The sequence below is a fragment of the Agromyces salentinus genome, from assembly GCF_009749395.1.
Classification (GTDB): domain Bacteria; phylum Actinomycetota; class Actinomycetes; order Actinomycetales; family Microbacteriaceae; genus Agromyces; species Agromyces salentinus.
In genome coordinates this window covers 125146-147589 of record NZ_WBIR01000002.1, presented here as the reverse complement: position 1 = coordinate 147589, position 22444 = coordinate 125146, and the positions used below count along the sequence as shown (strand labels likewise).

Annotated in this window: 17 protein-coding genes; 12 read left to right on the top strand and 5 right to left on the bottom strand. The window is 70.3% G+C overall.

Translation table 11 applies throughout. The features are described from left to right. Positions 1 to 119 precede the first annotated feature (119 nt). Complete coding sequence (locus tag GQQ95_RS03545; protein ID WP_157426455.1) at positions 120 to 1478, top strand: hypothetical protein; 1359 nt, start codon at positions 120 to 122, stop codon at positions 1476 to 1478. On the opposite strand, the gene GQQ95_RS03540 is transcribed toward GQQ95_RS03545, so the two are convergent. From GQQ95_RS03540 to GQQ95_RS03525, 4 genes are all read right to left on the bottom strand, one after another. Next, positions 1479 to 2243 carry an ABC transporter permease gene (locus tag GQQ95_RS03540; RefSeq protein WP_157426276.1) on the bottom strand — a complete coding sequence of 255 codons (765 nt, stop codon included), beginning with the start codon at positions 2241 to 2243 and terminating at the stop codon, positions 1479 to 1481. It lies immediately after the preceding gene. Continuing rightward, on the bottom strand, positions 2240 to 2983 hold the full coding sequence (locus GQQ95_RS03535) for an ABC transporter ATP-binding protein (RefSeq protein ID WP_157426275.1): 744 nt from the start codon (positions 2981 to 2983) through the stop codon (positions 2240 to 2242). Before GQQ95_RS03535 ends, GQQ95_RS03540 begins: the two co-directional genes overlap by 4 nt. Further along, positions 2980 to 3537, bottom strand: coding sequence for a TetR/AcrR family transcriptional regulator (locus tag GQQ95_RS03530; RefSeq protein WP_157426274.1), 558 nt, complete (start codon positions 3535 to 3537; stop codon positions 2980 to 2982). Before GQQ95_RS03530 ends, GQQ95_RS03535 begins: the two co-directional genes overlap by 4 nt. A 148-nt stretch (positions 3538 to 3685) precedes the next feature. Continuing rightward, positions 3686 to 4366 (bottom strand): TetR/AcrR family transcriptional regulator, encoded by a 681-nt coding sequence (locus GQQ95_RS03525; RefSeq protein ID WP_157426273.1) that lies wholly within the window; start codon positions 4364 to 4366, stop codon positions 3686 to 3688. Between the two features lie 181 nt (positions 4367 to 4547). Between GQQ95_RS03525 and GQQ95_RS03520 the strand changes: the two genes are divergently transcribed. From GQQ95_RS03520 to GQQ95_RS03485, 8 genes are all read left to right on the top strand, one after another. Then, positions 4548 to 5936 (top strand): MFS transporter, encoded by a 1389-nt coding sequence (locus tag GQQ95_RS03520; RefSeq protein ID WP_157426272.1) that lies wholly within the window; start codon positions 4548 to 4550, stop codon positions 5934 to 5936. A gap of 58 nt (positions 5937 to 5994) precedes the next feature. Next, the gene (locus GQQ95_RS03515) at positions 5995 to 8682 is read left to right on the top strand and encodes a family 78 glycoside hydrolase catalytic domain (protein WP_157426271.1); all 2688 of its coding nucleotides are present in this window, start codon (positions 5995 to 5997) and stop codon (positions 8680 to 8682) included. Positions 8683 to 8754: 72 nt separating this feature from the next. Next, positions 8755 to 9993 (top strand): glycoside hydrolase family 1 protein, encoded by a 1239-nt coding sequence (locus tag GQQ95_RS03510; protein ID WP_157426270.1) that lies wholly within the window; start codon positions 8755 to 8757, stop codon positions 9991 to 9993. Next, entirely contained in the window at positions 9990 to 10817 is an 828-nt protein-coding gene (locus GQQ95_RS03505; protein ID WP_157426269.1) for an SDR family NAD(P)-dependent oxidoreductase, read from the top strand. The genes GQQ95_RS03510 and GQQ95_RS03505 overlap by 4 nt, the downstream gene beginning before the upstream one ends. A gap of 2 nt (positions 10818 to 10819) precedes the next feature. Continuing rightward, the gene (locus GQQ95_RS03500; protein WP_157426268.1) at positions 10820 to 11653 is read left to right on the top strand and encodes a sugar phosphate isomerase/epimerase family protein; all 834 of its coding nucleotides are present in this window, start codon (positions 10820 to 10822) and stop codon (positions 11651 to 11653) included. Positions 11654 to 11664: 11 nt separating this feature from the next. Then, positions 11665 to 13407: a family 43 glycosylhydrolase gene (locus GQQ95_RS03495; RefSeq protein ID WP_157426267.1), complete on the top strand. Its 1743-nt coding sequence runs from the start codon at positions 11665 to 11667 to the stop codon at positions 13405 to 13407. 70 nt (positions 13408 to 13477) lie between these two features. Next, entirely contained in the window at positions 13478 to 14284 is an 807-nt protein-coding gene (locus GQQ95_RS03490) for an SDR family NAD(P)-dependent oxidoreductase (RefSeq protein ID WP_157426266.1), read from the top strand. 198 nt (positions 14285 to 14482) lie between these two features. After that, on the top strand, positions 14483 to 15979 hold the full coding sequence (locus GQQ95_RS03485) for an MFS transporter (protein WP_157426265.1): 1497 nt from the start codon (positions 14483 to 14485) through the stop codon (positions 15977 to 15979). Positions 15980 to 15992: 13 nt separating this feature from the next. Here the strand turns inward: GQQ95_RS03485 and GQQ95_RS03480 are convergent, their stop codons facing one another. Next, the gene (locus GQQ95_RS03480) at positions 15993 to 17222 is read right to left on the bottom strand and encodes a helix-turn-helix transcriptional regulator (RefSeq protein WP_157426264.1); all 1230 of its coding nucleotides are present in this window, start codon (positions 17220 to 17222) and stop codon (positions 15993 to 15995) included. 144 nt (positions 17223 to 17366) lie between these two features. Here GQQ95_RS03480 and GQQ95_RS03475 point away from each other — a divergent pair, with 144 nt between their 5' ends. From GQQ95_RS03475 to GQQ95_RS03465, 3 genes are read left to right on the top strand one after another with little or no spacing between them, the layout of a single operon-like run. After that, a complete protein-coding gene (locus GQQ95_RS03475; protein ID WP_157426263.1) occupies positions 17367 to 19607 on the top strand; it encodes a glycoside hydrolase family 2 protein in 2241 nt (746 codons plus the stop codon). Continuing rightward, positions 19604 to 21001, top strand: a complete 1398-nt coding sequence (uxaC, locus tag GQQ95_RS03470; protein WP_157426262.1) for a glucuronate isomerase — start codon at positions 19604 to 19606, stop codon at positions 20999 to 21001. The genes GQQ95_RS03475 and uxaC overlap by 4 nt, the downstream gene beginning before the upstream one ends. Continuing rightward, a complete protein-coding gene (locus tag GQQ95_RS03465; RefSeq protein WP_212275254.1) occupies positions 20998 to 22434 on the top strand; it encodes a mannitol dehydrogenase family protein in 1437 nt (478 codons plus the stop codon). The genes uxaC and GQQ95_RS03465 overlap by 4 nt, the downstream gene beginning before the upstream one ends. Positions 22435 to 22444: the final 10 nt, after the last annotated feature.

The window sequence follows — 22444 nt, the reverse complement described above, 5'->3', positions numbered from 1 at the left end:
TCGAAGACGCGGGCGTCACGCGGCATCCGGATGTCGCGGCCGTCGTTCCGTCCGTTCCGCTTTCGTAAGAGTCGGTGCGCCCGGCGGCACCCGCTCCTTCGTAGGGTCGGGACGTGGCGATGCATCCGACGGACACCGTACGAGGCGCCGCGCCCCGCACCGGGCGCCTCGCGCCGTGGATCGGACTCGGCGCAGCCGTGCTCCTCATCGGGCTCGCCATGCTCGTGCCGGTGCTGCTCGGGCAGAGCGTGCACGTGAAGTCCTTCCCGCCGCTGCACGCGGAGTGGTCGCCACGGCTCGGGCCGGGCACGCTGCCCGCCGTGGTGCTCGCGCTCGCGGCGGCGGTGTACGGCGTCGATGCCGCGGCCCGCGCGAGGTGGGGGCACCTGCTCGCGGGATCCCTCCTCGTGGGCATCGCGTGGCTCCTGAGCCTCGCGACGGTCGACGGGGCCGACGGCATCGGCGTGATCCTCGACACCCAGTACGAGTACCTTCGCACCGCCCGCGCGGTGACCAACTTCCCGGCGACGCTCCGGGAGTACGTCGAGCACATCCCGCTCGACTCGGCCGACAACTGGCCCGTGCACATCGCCGGTCACCCGCCAGGGGCGCTGCTGTTCTTCGTCGTGCTCGTGCAGCTCGGACTCGGCAGCGGCTTCGCCGCGGGACTCGTCGTGCTCGTGATCGCCGCGACCACGCCCGTCGCCGTGCTCGTGCTGCTCCGCCGTCTCGGATCCGAGCCGTGGGCGCGGCGTGCGGCGCCGTTCCTGGTCATGGGGCCGGCGGCGATCTGGATGGCGGTCTCCGCCGACGGCATGTTCACCGCTGTCGCCGCCTGGGGACTGTGCTCGCTGGGGTTCTCCGCGACCGCTCGCTCGCGGAGCGCGCTGGTCGGCTGGGGCGTCCTCGCCGGGCTCCTGCTCGGGACCTGCGTCATGCTCTCGTACGGGCTGCCGCTGCTCGGCCTGCTCGCGATCGCCGTCCTCGCCCTCGCCCGATCGTGGACGCCACTGCCATGGGCGGTCCTCGCCGCGCTCGCGGTCGTCGGGGTGTTCGCGGCGTTCGGCTTCGCCTGGTGGGAGGCCTACCCCGTGCTCGTGGACCGCTACTGGGACGGCATCGCGAGCCGCCGCCAGTTCTCGTACTGGATCTGGGGCAACCTCGCGGCGCTCGCCGTGAGCGCCGGCCCGCTCGTGGGCGCATCCGCGGCGATGGCGATCGGGCGGGGCATCCGGTGGCGCGAGGTCGCGACCGGAGAGCGCGTGGTCGTGCTGCTCGCGCTCGCGGCCGCCCTCACGATCCTCGCGGCCGACCTCTCGCAGATGAGCAAGGCCGAGGTCGAGCGCATCTGGCTGCCGTTCGTGCCGTGGCTCCTCGTCGGCACGGCGCTGCTCTCGGAGCGGTGGCGACGGCGGGGCTTCGCGGGCCAGCTCGGCTTCGCCCTCGTCGTGCAGCACCTGCTCGTCACGGGCTGGTGATCAGCGATCCAGCTGCAGGCGCGCCCAGACGAGGGTGGTGAGTGCGCCGAACACGAGCGGCACCGACAGCACCGCGACCAGGGCCGCAGGGGAGACCGTGGACGGCGCGATCGCCCAGAGGGCCGGCGTCACGAACGGCACCCACTCGCCGACGCCGATGACCGCCATGACCTGGGCCAGCACGATCGTGCCGACCGTCGCGGCGATGCCGGGCAGGAGGCCGCGCCCGAGCGAGGCGGCCAACGCGGCCGGCGTCGCGATGAGCGCCGTGAGCAGCACGAGGACGGGGACGCGCACGAGTTCCGCCGCGCCCGCGGCATCCGTGTCCGCGTATCCGAGCAGCAGCCCGACCGCCGCGATCACGGACGTCGCGAGGACCGCGACGCCCACGGCCCACCCGAGGAAGACGACGAGCTTCGCGATGGCGATGGCCGAGCGGCGCACCGGCAGGGCGAAGAGACCGGTCACCGTGCCGTCGGCGAACTCGCGACCGAAGATCCAGCTGAGGGCCACGCCGAACGCGAGGAGGCCGCCGGCCGCCGTGATCTGCACCACCACGCCGACGAGGCCGGCCCAGCCCTCGACGTCGGCGAGCGGCCCGAGCTTGGCGAGCACCTGCGCATCGCCCGAGGCGGCCCCGAGCCGCATGCCGACGGTGAGGGCCCCGAGACCGCCGAGGAGCGCGACCGTGATCCAGAGCATGACGCGCGCGCCGCGCGCCTTTCGCGCCTCGACGGCGATGGCCGTGCCGAGCAGCGTGCTCATGCGGCGGACCGTTCGACGTCGTCGGCATGGACGAGCGAGAAGAACGCCCGCTCGAGGTCGATCCCGCCGGGATCGAGCATTCCGATCACGCGGCCCGCGTTGACGACCGTGACCCGGTCGGCGATGCGCGCGACCTCGTCGAGATGATGGCTCGAGACCAGGACGCCGGCACCGGCTCCGACCCGACGGATGAGCGCCTCGCGCAGGAGGATGACCCCCGCGGGGTCGAGGGCGTTCGTCGGCTCGTCGAGGACGATGAGCCGAGGGCCGTGCTGCAGGGCGCCGGCGAGGCCGACCCGTTGCCGGTTGCCGAGGGAGAGTCGGCTCGCACGCACTCCGGCGTAGCGCGCGAGGTCGAACTCGGCGATGGCCCGCTCGGCGACGTCGGCGGCAGCAGCCCGGCGGAGGCCGTGCAGGCGGGCGGCGACCTGCAGGTTCGCACGCACGTCGAGCTCGGGGTAGGCGAGCGGGTGCTCCACGAGGTGGCCCGCACCGGCCCACACCTGCGGCGGGGCGTCGGCGATGTCGACTCCGTCGAGGAGCACGGATCCGGACTGCGGCCCGAGCATGCCGAGCAGGAGCCGCATCAGGGTCGTCTTGCCCGCACCGTTCAGTCCCACGATCGCGTGGACCTCGCCGGGTGCGATCGCGAGGTCGATCCCATTCACCCCCGCGCCGCCCGGGAACCGCCGCACGAGTGCGTGGCCCTCGAGCAGGGGTACCGAGTGCGCCTGGTTCATGCGCGCACCTCGATGACGTCGAGCGCGCGCTCGATCGCGTCGGCGAGCGACGTCGAGGCGGACTCCGCCCACGTGTAGAGGCCCGTGACGAGCGCGGCGAGCACCGCGGCGGCGGCGACGCGCGCGACCTCGACCGGCGCACCGTCGTCGACCAGCTGCCCCACGATGGCGGCCTCGGTGTTGCCGGTCGACCGCCACATCGCGCCCCGCAGCGCGGGTGTCGCCGCGATGAGGCGCACCCGCCGGCGGATGACGGGCGCCTCGGGTTCGGGGAGTGCTCGCCAGGCGCCGCGGACGCCCCGGGCCGCTCGGAGGAACGGGGGATCGTCGAGCGGTTGGGCGCCGATCGCCGCGATGAGCCCCGGGTCGTACGGGTCGTCGAGCAGCACCTGCTCCTTCGCCGGGAAGTGACGGAAGAAGGTCATCTCGGTGACCCCGGCGGCACGGGCGATCTCACCGACGGTCGTCGCCTCGTAGCCCTGCTGCTCGAACAGGTCGAGCGCCGCCTGCACGAGCGCATCGGAGGTCCGCGCGCGCTTGGAAGGTCGACTCATGGTCAAATGTTAGCAGCTAACATTTTGGGCCGGGTCGGTCGGTTCGAAGACCGCGGCCGCGGTGGCGCGGTCCGAGTCGCCCACCGGAGCGCCGCGATCGAAGCGCTCGCGATGGCCTTCGGGGACCGGAGGTGGACGGTGGGCGCCGTCAGCGTTGTTCGTCCGCGCTGACGAACAGTCGCATGAAGGTCTCGAGGAGGGGCAGCGTCGGGCGGTTCGGGTCGAGGAGGGCCTGGATGCGGAGGCCGTCCATCATCGCCATCATCATCGTCACCTTCTCGTCCGCGGTGATCTCCTCGCCGGCGGTCGCCGTGGGCAGGTGCCCGCTCGAGAGATGCGACCGCATCCGTTCGCGTCTGGCGATGAAGAAGTCGTGGGCGGGGTGTTCCGGGTTCGTCGCCGCGACGGTGATGGCGAGCCAGTTGCGCTGGCGTTCGGGGTGCGCGAACTCGTCGGCGAGCACGCTCGACAGCACGCGTTCGGCCGGTACCGGTGACTGCATGATGCGGTGCGCCAGTTCCTCGTCGTCCGCGTCCCGCTGGGCGAGCGCGGCGAGGAGGAGGTCGTCCTTGCTGGCGAAGTGGCGGAGCAGCGCGGCATGCGTGACGTCCGCCCGTGCCGCGATGTCGCGGAGCGACGCCCGTTCGTAGCCGTGCTCGGCGAAGCTCGCGAGCGCGGCGCGGACGATCTCGGCGCGCCGTGCGGGGGTCTTCGCATAGGGGCCCCGGCGCGCGGGGCGGGAGGGAGCGGATGTCGATGCGGCCCCGCGACCGGAGACCCCGCCGTCAGGCGAACGATCCGTCGGTGCGACGGAGGTCGATCCCTGCATCTCGTCTCCTGATCCCAGTTCCACGGTCCCAGTCTGGCAGGCCTCGGGGGAGCCGGACTTGCCAATAGTAACCGATCTGGTTACAGTTGCGCTCAAGTAACCACGGTGGTTACTTTTGGGTGGTTGCCCAGCTCGACTGCGCGTACGATCGCGGGGTCGGTTTCACCCCGATAAGGAGTCAATGGTGACGAAGAACGTGCCCGACGCGGAGCAGCTCAGCGCCGCCGGCATCACTGCGAACACGCCGGTCGGCATCGCACCCGCGTCCGACCTGGATGCCGCGACACGCGACAGCTCCGGCGGCGCAGGCCGGGCACCCGGCGCGACCTCCGAGCCGACGCAGCCCATGAGCAGGGGATACATCCTCTGGCTCATGCTCGCGAGCTTCGGCGCGTCGATGGCGATGATGGTGCCGCTCTCGTACGGCATCGCGGTGCGGATCACCGAGCTCGCGCCCGGTCACGAGGAGGTGCTCGGGTACATCACGGGCACCGCCCAGGTCGCGTACCTGCTGATCAGCCCGCTCGTCGGCATCTGGAGCGATCGAACGAGGTCGCGGTTCGGCCGACGGGCGCCCTTCCTCTTCCTCGGCACCGCCATCGGCCTGGTCGGACTCGTCATCATCGGCCTCGCCCCCGAACTCCTCATCGTCGGGGCGGGCTGGATCCTCGGCATGGTGGGCTGGTCGATCGCCGGTGCGGCGCTGCAGACGCTCCAGGCCGACAAGCTTCCCGAACAGCAGCGTGGCCGCGTCTCCGCCCTGACCGGCCTGATGACGCAGATCGCACCCGTGCTCGGCATCGGCGTCGCCTACGCGGTCTCGTCGAGCACCTTCCTCGTGTTCCTCGTGCCGGGCGTCATCGGCGCCGTGCTGATCGTGCTGTTCCCGCTCGTGAAGCCCGAGGGCAGTTCGAAGGGCCTGGCGCCGTCGACCGAGGTCACGGCGAAGTCCGTGTTCATGAGCTACGGCTTCAGCATCCGCAAGTACCCGGACTTCGCGTGGAACTGGCTCGGCCGCTTCGTGTTCTTCGTCGGCCTGTACTTCAACACCACATTCGGCACGTTCTTCTACGCGCAACGACTCGACATGCCGGTCCGAGAGGTCGCCGGCGTGGTCGCCACCGTGGGCATGGTCGGCGTGCTGGCCGCGACGATCGGCGCACTCGTCGGCGGGTTCCTCTCCGACAAGCTGCAGCGCCGGCGCCTGTTCGTGATGATCGCCGCCGTGCTCTTCGTGGGCGGCGCCGTGCTCGAGGCCACCGCATGGTCACTCCCGCAGATCATCGCGGGTGCCGTGACCATGCAGCTCTCGATCGCCGTCTTCGCGACCGTCGACCAGGCCATCGTGTTCGCGATCATCCCCGAACGCAACGAAGCGGGCCGCTACATGGCCGTCATCCAGTTCGCACAGAAGATCCCGAGCGCGATCGCCCCGATGCTCGCCGGGTTGGTGATCACGATCGGCGCGATCGGCGGCGAGAAGAACTACACGCTGCTGTACCTGGCGGGCGGAGTCTTCGCCCTCATCGGCGGTCTCATCATCCTGCTCAAGGTGAAGTCCATCCGATAGCCGGCCGATTCGCCCGACGCACGACCAGAACCAGGACCTCGAACGGAATCGATCGACCATGCGCACTGCACCCCACGACCTCGCCGTCGACAGCGGCGGAGACGGATTCGCCGTCACCGGGTCACGGCCTCGGCTCTCCTGGAAGGACCCGGTGGACCGCGACATCCGCTCCGCCTACCGCGTGGAGGCCGAGGTCGACGGAGCGACGCCCGCGGTCGCGGAAGTCGACGGTCGCCGCCTGGTGCCGTGGCCCTTCGATGCCCTCGGCAGCGCGCAGGGGGTGCGCTGGCGCGTCCGCGCCACGGCGTCCGATGCCGCGTGGTCGGAGTGGGCGGCCTTCGAGTCGGGCCTGCTGGACCAGGACTGGTCGGCGTCGTGGATCTCGCCCGTGGAGCCCACGGTCGGCTCGTCCGAGGATGCGGGGTACGGGAAGAGGGCGGCGCACGTGCTCGCCGGAACCTTCACGGTCCACGGCGACGTCGTCGCCGCGCGGCTGTACAGCACCGCACTCGGCCTCTCCACGGCGACCGTGAACGGCGAACGGGCCGGCACCAGCGAACTCGCGCCGGGCTCGACGTCGTACGACCGCACGCTCTTTGCGCAGGCCGCCGATGTGACGACGTCGCTGCGCACGGGGGAGAACCGGATCGAGGTCGTCCTCTCCGACGGCTGGTACCGGGGGCAGGTCGGCGCATTCCGTTTGCCGGCCGGGTGGGGCACCACGCTCGGCGCCCGAGCGGAACTGCACCTGCGGTTCGCCGATGGAACCCGGCAGGTCGTCCGCAGCGATGCGACCTGGACGTGCTCCGGATCCGCGATCACCAGGGCCGACCTGATGGACGGGCAGACGCTGGACCTGTCGGCAGCCGAAGCCGAAGCGGTGCCGGTGCCGGTCCTGATCGACGTCGTGGACGCGCCGGCCATCGACTGGTCGCCCGCACCTCCGGTCCGCGTCATCGAGACCCGAGCGCCGCAAGAGCTTCGCCGACTCCCGGGCGGCGCGTGGATCGCGGACTTCGGCCAGAACGCGTCCGGATGGATCCGACTGAGCGATCTCGGCGAGTCGGGAACGCGCACGGTGATCGACTACGGCGAGGCCCTCGATCGCGACGGCGACCTCTGCACCTCGCACCTGGATTCCGAGCGCCCGGGCGAGGCGCCCAAGGCGTTCGTCCAGCGCGACGAGGTCGTCGCGGGTGAGGCCGGCGGCATCTTCGAGCCCCGGCACACGGTGCACGGCTTCCAGTACGCCCGCATCACGCGCACCGACGGCCGGCCCGTCGAGGCCCGGTCGGTCGAGATGCGGATCGTCCACACGGATCTCGTCCGAACCGGGACGTTCGCGTGCAGCGACGACGAGCTCAACCGCCTGCACGAGATCGCCGACTGGAGCTTCCGGGGCAACGCCGTCGACGTGCCGACGGACTGCCCGACCCGGGAACGCCTGGCCTGGACCGGCGACTACCAGGTCTTCGCGCCGACCGCGACCCGCCTCTACGACGTGCTCGGGTTCAGTCGCAAGTGGCTGCGCTCGGTGCGCGACGACCAGCTCGACGACGGTCGCATCGCGAACTTCTCGCCCGACGGGCGCCGCATCAAGCAGCACCTCGACGACCAGTTCGCGATGATGACCGGGTCCTCCGGCTGGGGCGACGCGATCATCGCCGTGCCGTGGGAGCTCTACCGCTCGTACGGCGACGAGCAGGTGCTCGCCGAGAACGTCGACGCGATGCGGCGCTGGGTCGAGTGGGCCCTCGAGCAGGCGCGCACGACGCGGCACCACGCCCGCGTGCAGGCCTCGCCGGACCCGGAGCCGTTCGAGCAGTACCTCTGGGACGGCACGTTCCACTGGGGTGAATGGACCGAGCCGAGGCAGCGCGACGCCGACGGCAATCGCATCGACCCGATCAAGGACGACCCCATGGCATGGTTCATGGCGGACAAGGGCGAGGTCGGTACCGCCTACCTGTACCGCTCGACCGCGACCCTCGCGCGCATCGCCGAGATCCTCGGCCGCCCCGACGAGGCCGCCGGCTACGCGGTCGTCGCCGATCACGTCGCGGCCGCGTGGCGTCAGGCGTACCTGCGTGCTGACGGCACCACCTCGACCGACAGCCAGGCCGCGTACGTGCGCGCCCTCGCGTTCGGGCTCATCCCGGAAGACCTCCGCGATCGCGCGCTCGATCGGCTCGTCGAGCTGATCCGCGACGCGGGGACCCACGTCGGCACCGGCTTCCTCGCCACCGGGGACCTGCTGCCGGTGCTCGCCGACGGCGGTCGTGCGGATGTCGCGTACGAGCTCCTGCAGCAGCGCACCGCGCCGTCGTGGCGGTACATGCTCGACCGCGGCGCCACCACGGTCTGGGAGGACTGGGAGGGCATCGACGAGCACGGCGAAGCCCACGAGTCCCTGAACCACTACAGCAAGGGCGCCGCCATGCGGTTCCTGCACACGCACACGCTCGGGCTCCGCCAGCAGGAGGACTCGATCGGCTGGGAGCGGGTCGTCATCGCGCCCGTCCCGGGCGGCGGCATCACCTGGGCTCGCGGAACGCATGAGAGCCCCCAGGGAACGCTCGCCGTCGACTGGCGCATCGAGGGGGAGCGGATGCACCTGAGCGCCGAGATCCCCTCGGGCACCACGGCCGTCGTGCGCATGCCCGACGGCACCGAACGCCGGATCGGTGCCGGTCGGTTCGAGGCATCCGCCCTGCTGCCGGTCGCCGCGGGCGTCCCCGCCGGTTGAACCCGACCGAGGCATCCGCCGCGGCATCCGTATCCAGAACCTGACCAACACCACGAACGAGAGGATCACCTCATGACGACCTTCCCCGATGGATTCCTCTGGGGCGCCGCGACCGCCGGCCACCAGATCGAGGGCAACAACGTGAACAGCGACTGGTGGGCGCGCGAGCAGATGATGCCCGGCATGGAGCTGTCCGGCGACGCGGTCGACAGCTACCACCGCTACGAGGAGGACATCCGCCTGCTCGCCTCCGCGGGACTCACGTCGTACCGGTTCAGCCTGGAATGGTCGCGGATCGAGCCGGTCCGCGGGCACTTCTCGAAGGCGGAGCTCGCGCACTACCGCCGGATGATCGAGTTCTGCCTCGAACTCGGCGTGACGCCGGTCGTGACGCTCCAGCACTTCACCACGCCGCAGTGGTTCGCCGCGCTCGGCGGGTGGGACTCGCCCGAGGCGGAAGAGCTGTTCTGCGCGTTCACGGAGCAGGCCTGCACGATCCTCGACGGCGTCGAGTGGGTCGTCACGATGAACGAGCCGAACATGCAGGCCGCGATCATGACGGCGATGCGGCACCTCTCGGCATCCGGCGGAAGCTGGACCAGCCCCACGGTCGAGGCCGACGGCGACCAGGAGCAGAAGCAGACGCACAGCGACTTCCTCACCTACGCCGACCCCGAGATCGGTCGCATGTTCACCCGCATCCACCACGCTGCGCGCGAGATCGTGCGGGCCCGCACGAGTGCGAACGTCGGCTGGACGATCGCTGCCGGGGCCCTGACCGCGGCACCCGGCGGCGAGGAGAAGCTCCTGCAGATCCGCCACGGCAAGGAGGACGTCTACTGGGAGGGCAGCCGGGGCGACGACTTCGTCGGCGTGCAGGCGTATTCGACCCAGCAGGTCGACGCGAACGGCCTGGTCGCGCACCCGCCGCACCCCGACAACACGCTCGTCGGCACCGCCTACCGCCCCGACTCGCTCGCCATGGCCGTTCGCCACGCGTGGGAGGTCAGCGAGCACACGCCGATCGTGATCACCGAGAACGGCATCGCGACGGCCGATGACGCCCAGCGCATCCGCTACACCCGCGAAGCGCTGGAGGGGCTCCTCGGCACGATCGCCGACGGCATCGACGTGCGGGGCTACCTGCACTGGTCGTTGCTCGACAACTTCGAGTGGGGGCACTGGGAGCCGACCTTCGGCCTCATCGCGGTCGACCGCGACACGTTCGTGCGCACCCCGAAGCCGAGCCTTTCCTGGGTCGGGCGCGTCGCGCAGCGCAACGCCCTCGAGACGGTCGAGGCGGTCGCATGAGCGGGGGCTTCGCGGATGTCTCCGCCGTCGCGCTGGCCGACCTCCTCTCGCTCCACGGCCGGCGGGCCCTCGTGACGGGCGGGGCACAGGGACTCGGCCTGGCGATCGCCGGGCGACTGGCCGAAGCGGGCGCCGAGGTCGCGATCGCCGACCTCGACCTCGACCGTGCCGCAGCCGCGGCCGCCGGCATCGCCGAGGCGCGCGGCGCCGCGACCCTCGGGGTGCGAATGGATGTCGCGGACTCCTCGTCCGTGTCGGCCGCGGCGTCCCGGGTCGTCGATGCGTTCGGCGGCATCGACATCTGGATCAACAACGCCGGGGTCTTCCCGAGCGCCTCCGTGCTCGACATGAGCGACGAGCAGTGGGACCACGTCTTCGCCGTCAACACCAGGGGCGTCCGCAACGGCGCTCGGGAGGCTGCCCGACGCATGCCCGGCGGCGGCGTCATCGTCAACGTGATCTCGACCGCCGGCTTCCGCGGCACCGCGCCGGGGCTGGCCGCCTACGTCGGCTCGAAGCACGCCGTGCGGGGCATGACGAAGCAGATGGCGCTCGAGTTCGCGCCCCGGGGCATCCGTGTGCTCGGCGTGGCCCCCACCTTCGTCCCGACCGAGGGCAACATGGCGGCCGCCGCGGCCGCCCTCGCAGCCATGGGCGACGCGGGCATCGACGCCTCCAACATGCCCTCCGCGATGTCCCAGAGCCTGATCGGGCGCGTGGGCACTCCCGACGACATCGCCCGCGTGGTGCTCTTCGCCGCGAGCGACCTCGCGACCATCATGACGGGGAGCACGCTCCTCGCGGATGCCGGCGAGACGATCTGACGATGGGGGCGAGCATCGAGACCGCCGCGACCATCAGCGTCCAGCTGTACTCCGTCCGCACCGAGCTGGCCGACCTCGACGCCGTGCTCGGGCCACTCGCGGCGGCCGGTGCCGACGCGATCGAGCCGTTCTCGGCCTACGATCGGCCGGTGGAGATCGCGGCCGCATCGGCGGCGAACGGGCTCACCATCCCGACCGTCCACGCGCCGTTGCTCTCCGACGAGATGCAGTTCGGCGGGCGATCCGTGCCGGTTCCCGCCGCCGCGGCGGCATTCGCGGCCGCTCGGGCACTCGGCGCGTCGCTCGTGATCGACCCGATGGTCGCAGCCGAGCGCTGGCGCACCGCCGACGACATCGCCCGCACCGCCGACCGGATGAACGCGGTCGTCGAGGCGGCGGCCACTGAAGGACTCAGCGCCGGCTATCACAACCACTCCTTCGAGTTCCACCAGCGCATCGGCGACCTGACCGCGTACGAGTACTTCGTCTCCCTGCTCGACGAACGAGCGGCCCTCGAAGTCGACGTGTACTGGGCTGCGGCAGCGGGCCAGGACGTGCCGCAGCTCGTGGAGCGGCTCGGGTCGCGGGTGCGTGCACTGCACCTGAAGGATGCCGTGCACGCCGTCGACGTGTTCGCCGCGGGTGGCGAGTACGATCCCGCGGTCCTCGGCCAGCGCGCACTCGGCACCGGGGGACTCCCGATCGATGCGACGCTCGCGGCGGCCCCGGGCGCCTGCCTCCCGGTGGTCGAGTTCGACCACGTGGACGGCGACGCCTTCGAGGCGATCGCCGCGTCGATCACGCACCTGCGGGCGACTGCGGCGCAGAACCGGTGAAGGGATCCCGGATGACCGGAGTGGTCTGCAACCCGCTCGATCTCGCCTACCGCTATCAGGATGTGCGGACCCCGTTCGCGGGTCGCAGCGTGCACCGGGAGGCCGCCGACCCGACGGTCGTGTTCTTTCGCGACCGCTATTTCATGTTCGCGTCGATGACGCGTGGGTTCTGGCACTCGGACGACCTCGTCGAGTGGACGCTGCAGCCCACCGACCGGCTCCCCGCGGTCGACTACGCCCCCGACGTGCGAGAGGTCGACGGCGCTTTGCTCTTCACGGCATCGCGTCGGTCGAACGGTCGCTTCTTCCGAAGCGTCGATCCGCTCGCCGACGACTTCGTGGAGATCGCGCCGAGCGACATCGCATTCTGGGATCCGGACACGTTCCAAGATGACGACGGTCGCCTCTATCTCTATTGGGGATGCTCGCACAAGGCGCCGATCCAGGGCGTGGAACTCGACCGCGGGACGTTCCAGCGGATCGGCGACCCGGTGCCGCTGATCGCCGCGAACACCTCGGCGCGCGGGTGGGAACGCACCGGTGACGACTACGTGCCCGTCGTCCGCCGCGGCGTCATGGGCAAGGTCATGGACGCCTACATCGGCGACGCCCCGTTCATCGAGGGCGCCTACCTGAACCGCGTCGATGACCGGTACTACCTGCAGTACGCCGGGCCCGGCACCCAGTTCAACACCTACGCAGACGGCTATTACGTCGGACCGGGGCCCCTCGGGCCGTTCGAGTACGACGCCAACAGCCCGTTCTCGTCGAAGCCCGGCGGATTCATCACCGGCGCGGGCCACGGCAGCACCTTCCAGGACCGGCACGGCAACTGGTGGCATGTCGCCACGATGCGCATCTCCGTCAACGCGGACTTCGAGCGTCGCATCGGCCTGTTCCCCGCGGGGTTCGACCAGGACGGCGTGCTGTTCTGCAACCAGAACTTCGCCGACTTCCCCATGAACATGCCCGACCGGGCGTTCGACCCGTGGACCGAAGCATCCGCCGGCTGGATGCTGCTGTCGCACCGGGTGGCGGCCACCGCTTCGTCCTCGCTCGCGGGCCACGGGCCCGCGCTCGCGACCGACGAGTCGGTGCGCACCTGGTGGGTTGCCGGCACCGATCGACCGGGGGAGTGGCTGCAACTGGATCTGGGTGCGGCAGCCGACGTGCACGCCGTGCAGGTGAACCTCGCCGATCACGGTCTCGCCACGCGGGCGCCGAAGCTGCAGGACCTCGCGAAGGCGACGTTCGGCAAGCGCGCCGTGTTCGCGGACCCGCAGCCGGCCGAGGTGCGCGTGGAGCTCTCGCTCGACGGCGTCGAGTGGACGCTCGTGCACGACAGCATCGGCACCGGCGCGGATGCTCCGCACGCCTTCATCGCGCTCCCCGAGGCGCAGCGAGCGCGGTTCGTCCGCGTGACGGCCGGGGCGATGCCGTTCGGCGGGCCCTTCGCCGTCAGCGGGCTGCGGGTCTTCGGCCTCGGCGACGCCGACCTCGCAGCGGCAGTCGCTCCGTCGGGCGAGCGGCGCGATCCGCTCACCGTCGCACTGCGATGGGATGCCTCGGCGGGCGCCGTCGGCTACAACATCCGATACGGCCTCGCGCCCGACAAGCTCTACCACTCGTGGCTCGTCTACGACCGCACGGAGCTCGAGATCGGGTCTCTCAACGCCGGGCACCCGTACTGGTTCGCCGTCGACGCCTTCACCGTGTCGGGCATCACTCCCGGCGACGCCATGCGCATCGACTGACACCCGTCACTTCTTCTTCTTTTCTTCTTCTGCTCTTCCTCCTTCACGAGCTCTACAGACAGGACAGCACATGGACATCGCGAACAAGGTCTTCGTCGTGACCGGCGCAGGCAACGGCATCGGACGCGAGACGACACTCCGCCTCCTCGCGCGAGGAGCCTCCGTCGCAGGCGTCGACCTCAACGCCGACGGGCTGGCCGCGACGGCTCGCCTCGCCGATGTGGGCGGCCGATTCTCCGAGCACGCGGTGAACATCACCGACCGTGATGCGGTCATCGCACTGCCGGCCGCGGTCGAGGCCGCCCATGGCGCGGTCGACGGGATCGTGAACATCGCGGGCGTGATCCAGCAGTTCGTGAAGGTCGTCGACCTGCCGTTCTCCGAGATCGACAAGGTCATGAACGTCAACTTCGGCGGCGTGATGAACATGTGCAAGGCCTTCCTGCCGACGCTGTTGGCACGCCCGCGTGCGGCGATCCTCAACGTCGCGAGCATGGGCTCGTATGCGCCGGTTCCCGGTCAGGCGGTCTACGGCGCGTCCAAGGCGGCCGTGAAGCTGCTCACCGAGGCGCTCTACGCCGAACTGCTCACCACGAACGTGCAGGTCTCGGTCGTGTTCCCCGGTGCGATCGGCACCGACATCGCAGCGAATTCCGGTGTGAGCCTCGCGGGGGACGGCTCCGCCGAGAACGCTTCGTACAAGACGACGAGCCCGGTCGTCGCCGCCACGGTGATCGTGGACGCCATCGAGAAGGGCCGGTTCCGCGCGACCATCGGGTCCGACGCCGCCGCGATGGACCGCCTTTCGCGCCTCAACCCGCGCTTCGCGACCGAGCTGATCGCGAAGCAGATGGGCGGGCTGCTGGCCACGTCGTGACCTCGGGCACCGCGCCGGGCCCTCGGGCGCCTCCTCACGGTGATGACCCGCCGATCGTCGCCGAATGCATTCTGCATCTGCCGACCTGCTTCTATCCCGCCGGTGCGGTGCTTTCCTAATGTTGCCCTCGGCTCAGGCTGACGCCGACGGAACGACCCGTCCACGCCCTGAGCCTCCCTCCGAAGGAGCATGAACGCAATGGTGCGTAACCCGAAGCAGACGGCCAGCGAGACGGACGGCGTGTCCTACCGACGCGCCCGCACGTGGGAGATCGCCCTCTCCCAGATGAACAACGGCTCGGCGATGATCTTCTACGTCCTGGTCGGCCTCATGAGCTACCTGCAGAACTCCGGGTACGGCATCGCGGTCGCCGTCGCCGGCCTGATCCTCACCGTCACCCGCGTGTTCGACGGCCTGATCGACCCGCTGCTCGCGTTGGTCATCGACCGGGTCACCTTCTCGTTCGGCAAGCTGCGCTTCTTCATGCTCCTCGGATGGCTGATCCGGTCGATCGCGATCCTCATGCTGTTCGTCTGGGGCGCCGGCAGCGGCCTCGGTGCCGGCTACTTCATCGCCGTCTACGTCGTGTACATCATCGGCTCTTCGATGAACGACATCGCCGGACAGATGTCGGGGCCCGTGCTCACCAATGACCCCAGGCAGCGGCCGACCGTGCAGGTGTGGGCGACGGTCTACGCGTACTTCGTGCCGGCGGCCTTCACGATCCTCTCGACGCTGGTGTTCCTGCCGAGGCACGGCAACCAGTTCACGGTGGGGATGCTCAGCGAGACGGCGATCACCTACGTCGCCTGCTCGCTCGTGTTCCAGATCCTCGCCTGCGTGGGCGTGTCCCGCATCGACAAGCCCGAGAACTTCGCGCACCTCACCGATGCCCGCAACAAGGTCGACGTTTCGCTCCGCGACATGTGGAACCTGCTCACCAAGAACGGGTCGTTCCTGCGGTACCTGATCAGCGGGGCATCCGACAAGCTCGCGCAGGTCGTGAAGTCGCAGGCGGTGATCGGCACCCTCATGTGGGGCATCCTGCTCGGCAATATGCAGCTCGGTTCGCTGCTCGGCCTGATCGCGATCCTCCCCGGCATCGTGTTCGCGATCTTCGGCGCGCGGTACACCGGCAAGTACGGCTCGAAGGCCGCGACCGTCACCTGGACCTGGATCTGCGTGGCCCTCGCTGCGGTCCTGACCGTGTTCTGCCTGCTGGTCGACATGCGGTCCATCCTGACGAGCCTGCCGCTCACGATCGGGTTCTTCCTCGTGTACCTGCTCCTGAACGGCGCGTCGATGGTGGTCACCGTCGCCTCCGGCACCATGCGGGCCGACGTCATCGACTACGAACTTGACCGCTCCGGCAAGTACCTCCCGGCCACGGTCACCGCGACGTACAACATCGTCGATCAGATCATCTCCTCGCTCGGCGCCGCGCTCGCACTCGGCGCCGTCGCGCTGATCGGATTCTCCACCGTGATGCCCCAGCCCACGGACAGCCCGTCGACGCCGATCCTGATGATGAGCCTGCTCTTGTTCTTCGGCCTCCCGATCCTCGGCTGGGTGTGCACCCTGATCGCCATGCGCGGCTACAAGCTCACCCGCACCGAGATGATCGACGTGCAGAAGCGCGTGGCGGAGCGCAAGGAGTCGCTCCAGTCGCAGGAACCCGTCGGCGTCACCGGCTGACGTCGCCGGCAGATCATTCCGCGTGGGCCTCGCGGTAGGCGGAGGGGGTCATGCCGTGGGCGGCTCGGAACACCTTCACGAAGTAGTTCGGGTCGTCGTAGCCCACGAACAGCGCGATCTCGCGAACACTCTGCGAGGTGGTGGCGAGCAGCCTGGCCGCCCGCTCCGCTCGGTGGCGGGCGGCGTAGGTGGCGACGGTCAGCCCCGTCTCAGCCTTGAAGCGGCGAGCGAGCGTGGACGCGGACACCCCGAGTCGCTCCGACAGCTCGGTCGTCGAGACGTGGTGGCTGAGGTGGAGGTCGATCTCGTCGGTCACCTGCCGCACCAGTGAGGAGTAGCTGCGCTGCTGGTGGCGTCGCACGTGCCGACAGAAATCGGTGACCATCTGCGCCGTGAAGCCGACCGTGCGCCGCGCATCGACAGTGTGGCCGATGCGGTGCAGGCGTTGCGCATACTCCTGGGAGATCGCATCGATCGTGGCGGGAGGCAGTCCTCCGCGTTGCGCTGCGACCCGTGACATGATCCGCAGGATCGTCGTGCCGAGGAACGGGGTGTTCAGGTAGCTGATCGTCTGCGGCATGCCGGCGAGTCGTTGCAGGGCGGCCAGCGCATGCTCGGTGGATCCGTCGGCGACGGCGTCCATGAAGTCCCGCTCCAGCCGGTACCGCTCGTCGATCACCGTGAACGACGCCGACTGCGGAGCCTCGGCGTATCCCGGGGCGATCGTGCCGCCCTCGGCCTCGATCTGATGGAGGCTGCCCAACACGTCCTCGCTGCCGGCGGCATGCAGCACTGCCGCGGCAGCTCGGTGCGCGTGCTCCGCATCGACGATCGCATACCGGGTGCGGTACAGCTTGTACACGGGCAGATGCGCGCTGGGTATGCCCAGCCGGCTCATCATCTCCTCGGCGACCCCGGGGTGCATCGGCTCGTGGGTGTACGGGCCGATGAGCAGCAGCCGCTCGTCCCAGCGCACCATGACCACGGCCATCCCGAGCGGTTCCAGGATCTCGTGGACGACGTTCGGCGCCATCTCCCGGACGAACCCTCGCAATGTGGTGGCCGTGAAGGCGGGTTGTATCCGAGGGTCGAGGCAGTGCGCGTCCTCGAACGCGTCGAGGGTGGAAGCCACGTCGGTCGTCACGACGACGGGGCAACTCAGCACCTCGGCCAGGACAGCGCTGATCGCCTCGAGCGGCGCCCGTGGCTCGGGCCCCGGCTCGGCCCTCGTCGTCGTCACCATCGAGACCTCGATTCGTCGGGCAGGCGAGTGCTGCCGATTCGGTGCTCATCCTGCGTGATCGATTCTATTGCCGCGGGCGAAGGGATCCGTACGGTTGTCTGGTCGCCCGGCGCACGCCGGTGTCATCGCGCCGAAGGAGATCCCATGACGTCGACCGCTGCTGCACCCCACTCCCGTCGGGTCGCTCCCATCCTCACCGGCTGGGCGTTCGCACCGGTGGAACTCCCGCCGACCGCGAGCTGGGATGACGTGCTCGCCGTGGGGGAGCAGGTCGACCTGCCGCACACCTGGAATGCGATCGACGGGCAGGCCGGAGGCGAGTACCGTCGCGGGCGCTCCACGTATGCGCGGCAGGTCGGCGCCGAAGCCGGCGACGTGGAGACCTGGGTCGAGTTCGCGGGCGTGAACTCCTCCGCGGAGGTCTACCTGGGCGGAGCACTGCTCGCCCGGCACGACGGCGGATACTCGACGTTCCGGGTCGACCTGACGGATCGCCTCCTGGCCGGGGCGCAGACGCTCGTCGTGCTCGTCGACAACGCGGTGAACGAGCGCGTGTACCCGCAGCAGGCGGACTTCACCTTCTACGGCGGCATCTACCGCGACGCCAGTCTCATCACGGTGGGGCGAACCCACTTCACGCTCGCCGAGCACGGCGGCCCGGGCCTGACGGTCACCCCGATCCTCGACGGTGATCGCGCCGACGTGGTGTTCCGGGCCGGAGTGGTCGGCGCGGGCGCGGAGGTGCGCTTCACCGTCGACGGGGAGGCCGACCAGACGGTGCCGGTCGTCGACGGCGAGGCGAACGCCACAGTGTCGATCGAGCGTGCGCGACGCTGGCACGGGCTTCGCGACCCCCACCTCTACACCGCCCGTGCAGAGCTCCTCCAGGGTGACACGGTGCTCGACATGGTCGACCTGCGGTTCGGGTGCCGGGAGTTCGCGGTGGATCCGCAGCGGGGCTTCCTGCTGAACGGCGAAGAGTATCCGCTGCGCGGCGTCTCGCGTCATCAGGACCGCGAGGGCGTCGGCAACGCGATCACCGAGGAGATGAAGCAGGAGGACCTCGCGCTGCTGAAGGAACTCGGCGCGACCACCGTGCGACTCGCCCATTACCAGCACGATCAGCGCTTCTACGACCTGTGCGATGAGGCCGGGATCGTGGTGTGGGCCGAGATCCCGCAGATCACCGTCTTCCTTCCCGGCGCGACCGAGAACGCCCGCGACCAGCTCACCGAACTGATCGTCCAGAACCGCCACCATGCGAGCATCATCAGCTGGGGCCTGTCGAACGAGATCACGCTCGCAGGATCGGGCGAGGAGGTGGTCGCGGCGCACCGCGAGTTGAACGAACTCGCCCACGAGCTCGATCCCACCCGTCTCACGGCGATGGCGAACCTGTTCCTCCTCGAGACCGACCATCCGCTCGTCACGTTGCCCGACGTCATGTCGTACAACCTCTACTTCGGCTGGTACGTGGGCGAGGTCGCCGACAACGACACCTGGCTCGACGACTTCCATGCGGCCAATCCCGAGGTCGCGATCGGGCTCGCCGAGTACGGTGCGGACGCGAACCCGCAGTACCAGTCGGCCGAGCCGGAGAAGGGCGACTACAGCGAGAGCTACCAGGCGCGCTACCACGAGCACATGATCACGATGATCGAGGAGCGACCCTGGCTCTGGGCCACCCACGTGTGGAACCTCTGCGACTTCGGCTCTGCCGGCCGCGACGAGGGCGGTGCCGCCGGTCGCAACCAGAAGGGTCTCGTCACGTTCGACCGCAGCCTCAAGAAGGACGCCTTCTACGTCTACAAGGCCGCGTGGTCGCGCGACCCGTTCGTGCACATCGCCGGGCGTCGCCGGGCCGAGCGGGCGGAGGAGATCACCGAGGTGGTCGTGTACTCCAACCAGAGCCGCGTCACGCTTTTCGTCGATGGCGCGGAACACGACACCGTCGAGGGGGTCCGGACCTTTCGCTTCCGTGTCCCGATCTCAGGCGCGCACGAGATCTCCGCCCGCAGCGGCGAGCTCACCGACTCCATCGCGCTGCGCAGGGTGGACGACGTGCCGGCGTCGAACGTGATGCCGACGACCACCATCGCGAACTGGTTCGACAACGCGGACCTGCCCAGCCCCGCCGGCTTCTTCTCCGTCGGCGACACCCTCGGCGACATCAAGCAGTCCGAGGACGGCGCCCGGGTCATCGCCTCGGTGCTTGAGGCCGTGGCGACGAGCCGTGGCGAGGTCGGCCAGGGCGTCGAGATCCCGCCGGCGATGCAGGCGATCGTCGACCGGATGACGGTGCAGACCCTCATCAGCCAGGCCGGCGGCGTGTCCATCGATCAGGTCGCGGCGCTGAACGCCCGGCTCAACCTCATCGCCAGATGATCGGGCCGCATCGAGATCCCGCACGGCTGCTGCCGGCCGATCCGGCAACGCGTGCGGTCGCGCTCGCGCTGTACGAACGGGTCGCCGGCGCGCCGATCATCTCCCCGCACGGGCACGTGCCTCCCTCGCTCCTGCTCCGCGACGAGCCGTACACCGACCCGGTGGCGTTGCTCGTCACCGGCGACCACTACGTGACGCGGCTGCTGCACGCCTCGGGCGTCGACCTCGGCGAACTCGTGGTCGACGACACCGCAGGGCGGGATGCGCGCACCCTGTGGCGCACGCTCGCGTCGCACTGGCACCGATTCGCGGGCACCGCCTCGGGATACTGGATCGAGGAGGAGCTCGACGGCGTCTTCGGCGTCACCACGCCGTTCGGTCCCGACACGGCGGATGCGATCTACGACGAAATCGCGGTCGCGTTGACGCGTCCGGAGTTCCGCCCGCGGGCGCTCTTCGAGCGATTCGGCATCGAGTTCCTTGCGACGACCGACGACCCGCTCGACGACCTGTCCGAGCACGCCGCGCTCGCGGGATCCGACCTCGGCGGCCGCGTGGCGCCCACCTTCCGACCCGACCGGTACCTCGATCCCGAGGCGATCGGGTTCGCGGGCAACGTCGACCGCCTGCTCGCCGCGACCGGCAGGCCCGGCGATTTCGCCGGCTACCTCGGCGCGCTCGAGGAGCGACGAGCGCACTTCATCCGGCACGGCGCGGTCTCGGCCGACCACGGCGTCGAGGAGCTGTTCACGGTCGACCTCGAGGCGGGGGAGGGCGAACGCCTGTTCCAGGCCGTCATCGCCGGCAGAGCGGATGCCGCCCAACAGCGTGCGTTCCGGGGTCACATGCTCGTGCAGATGGCTCGGATGAGCGTCGATGACGGTCTCGTCATGACGATCCACCCCGGTGTCCACCGCAACCACTCCTCGGCGACGCTCGGCCGGTTCGGGCCGGACACGGGCCACGACATCCCGGTCGCGACGGAGTTCACGCGCGGCATCCGACCGCTGCTCGAACGGTACGGGCTGGAACGCGACTTCCACCTCGTGCTGTTCGCGGTGGACGAGACGACGTACTCGCGGGAGCTCGCGCCCCTGGCCGGGTTCTACCCCTCGGTGTACCTGGGCGCGCCGTGGTGGTTCCTCGATGCGCCGGACGCGATCGCCCGCCATCGGGCCTCGGTCACCGAGACTGCGGGGTTCTATCGCAGCAGCGGGTTCATCGACGACACCCGCGCGTTCCTCTCGATCCCCGCGCGGCACGACACGGCACGACGCGTCGACGCCGGGTTCCTCGCCCGACTCGTCGCAGAGGGACGCGTGCGGCTTCCCGCCGCGGAGCAGATCATCGACGACCTCGTCGGTGCCATCCCCCGCGAGGTGTTCAAGCTGTGACCGGCCTGGCTCACGAGATCGTCTCCCACGCGACCGGCAGGCGGCTGACCCGGGAGGCGGCGGGCCTGCCGACGCCGCCCGAGCGGATCGTGCACCTCGGCCTCGGGGCGTTCCACCGCGCGCATCAGGCCTGGTACACCGCGCATGCGTCCGACGCCGCCGACTGGGGCATCGTGGCCTTCACCGGTCGCAGCCGCGATCTCGCCGATCGGCTCACAGCGCAGGACGGCCTGTACACGCTCGTCGAGCGTGGTGCCGAGGGCGACCGGTTCGAGGTCGTGCCGAGCATCGTCCGGGTCGAGGCGGGCGACGACGTGCCCGCGTTCACCGCGGCCGTCGCCGACCCGATGACGGCGATCCTCACGCTCACGATCACCGAGGCAGGCTACCGGCTCGCCGCCGACGGCACGCCGAACCTGGCGGATCCTGCAGTGGCGTCCGACGTCGCGCTCCTCCGGCCGGCCTTCGGGGCCCTCGCGGAGGCGGGCGCGATGCAGGCAGAGGTGGAGGCGCACCCGGCGACCGCACTCGGCCGGATCCTGTTCGCACTCGATGCTCGTCGCCGCGGCGGGGCCGGACCGATCGCACTCGTCTCGTGCGACAACCTTCCCGACAACGGCGGGCTGCTGCGGCGCGCGCTGGCGGAGCTCGCGGGCCTGGTCTCGTCGGAGCTGGGGAGTTGGTTCGCGGAGTCGGTCGCCGTCGTCTCGACGTCGGTCGACCGGATCACTCCGGCGATCGACGTCGAGTCCGAGTCGGCTCCCGTCACCGAGGCGAGCGGATGGCGCGACGCCGCGCCCGTCGTGACCGAGCCGTTCTCGGACTGGGTGCTCTCGGGAGCGTTCCCCGCGGGTCGCCCGGAGTGGGAAGCAGCCGGTGCCCGGTTCGTCGACGACCTCGAGCCGTGGGAGAACCGCAAACTCTGGATGCTGAACGGCGCCCACACGGTGCTCGCCGCGTTCGGGCAAACACGCGGGCACGCACTCGTGAGCACCGCCATCGAGGACCAGGCCTGTCGCCGCCTTGTCGAGGCGCTCTGGGACGATGACGCGCGCCAACTGCCCGGCCTCGATCTCGCCGAGTATCGGGCCTCCCTGCTCGAACGCTTCCGCAACCCCAGGATCGAGCACCGCCTGTCGCAGATCGCCCAGGACTCGACCACCAAGGTGCGGCTCCGCATCGTCCCCGTCGCGCTCGGCGAACGCGCCGCCGGGCGATCGGCGGGCGGATGCGCCTCCGCGATCGCAGCCTGGATGCTCGGCGTCGGCCAGGGGTTCGCGCCGACCCCGCGCGGCCTCGAGGCGGCCGCGATCGCGTCGCTCGAGGCATCCGCCCGTCATGCCCTGCTCTGCGCGCTGGACGAGCGGCTGGCCGCCGACGAGCCGTTCGCGGCACGCGTGGCATCCGAGTTCGCCGTGCTCGAGCCGTCCTGAGCGCGCGCGC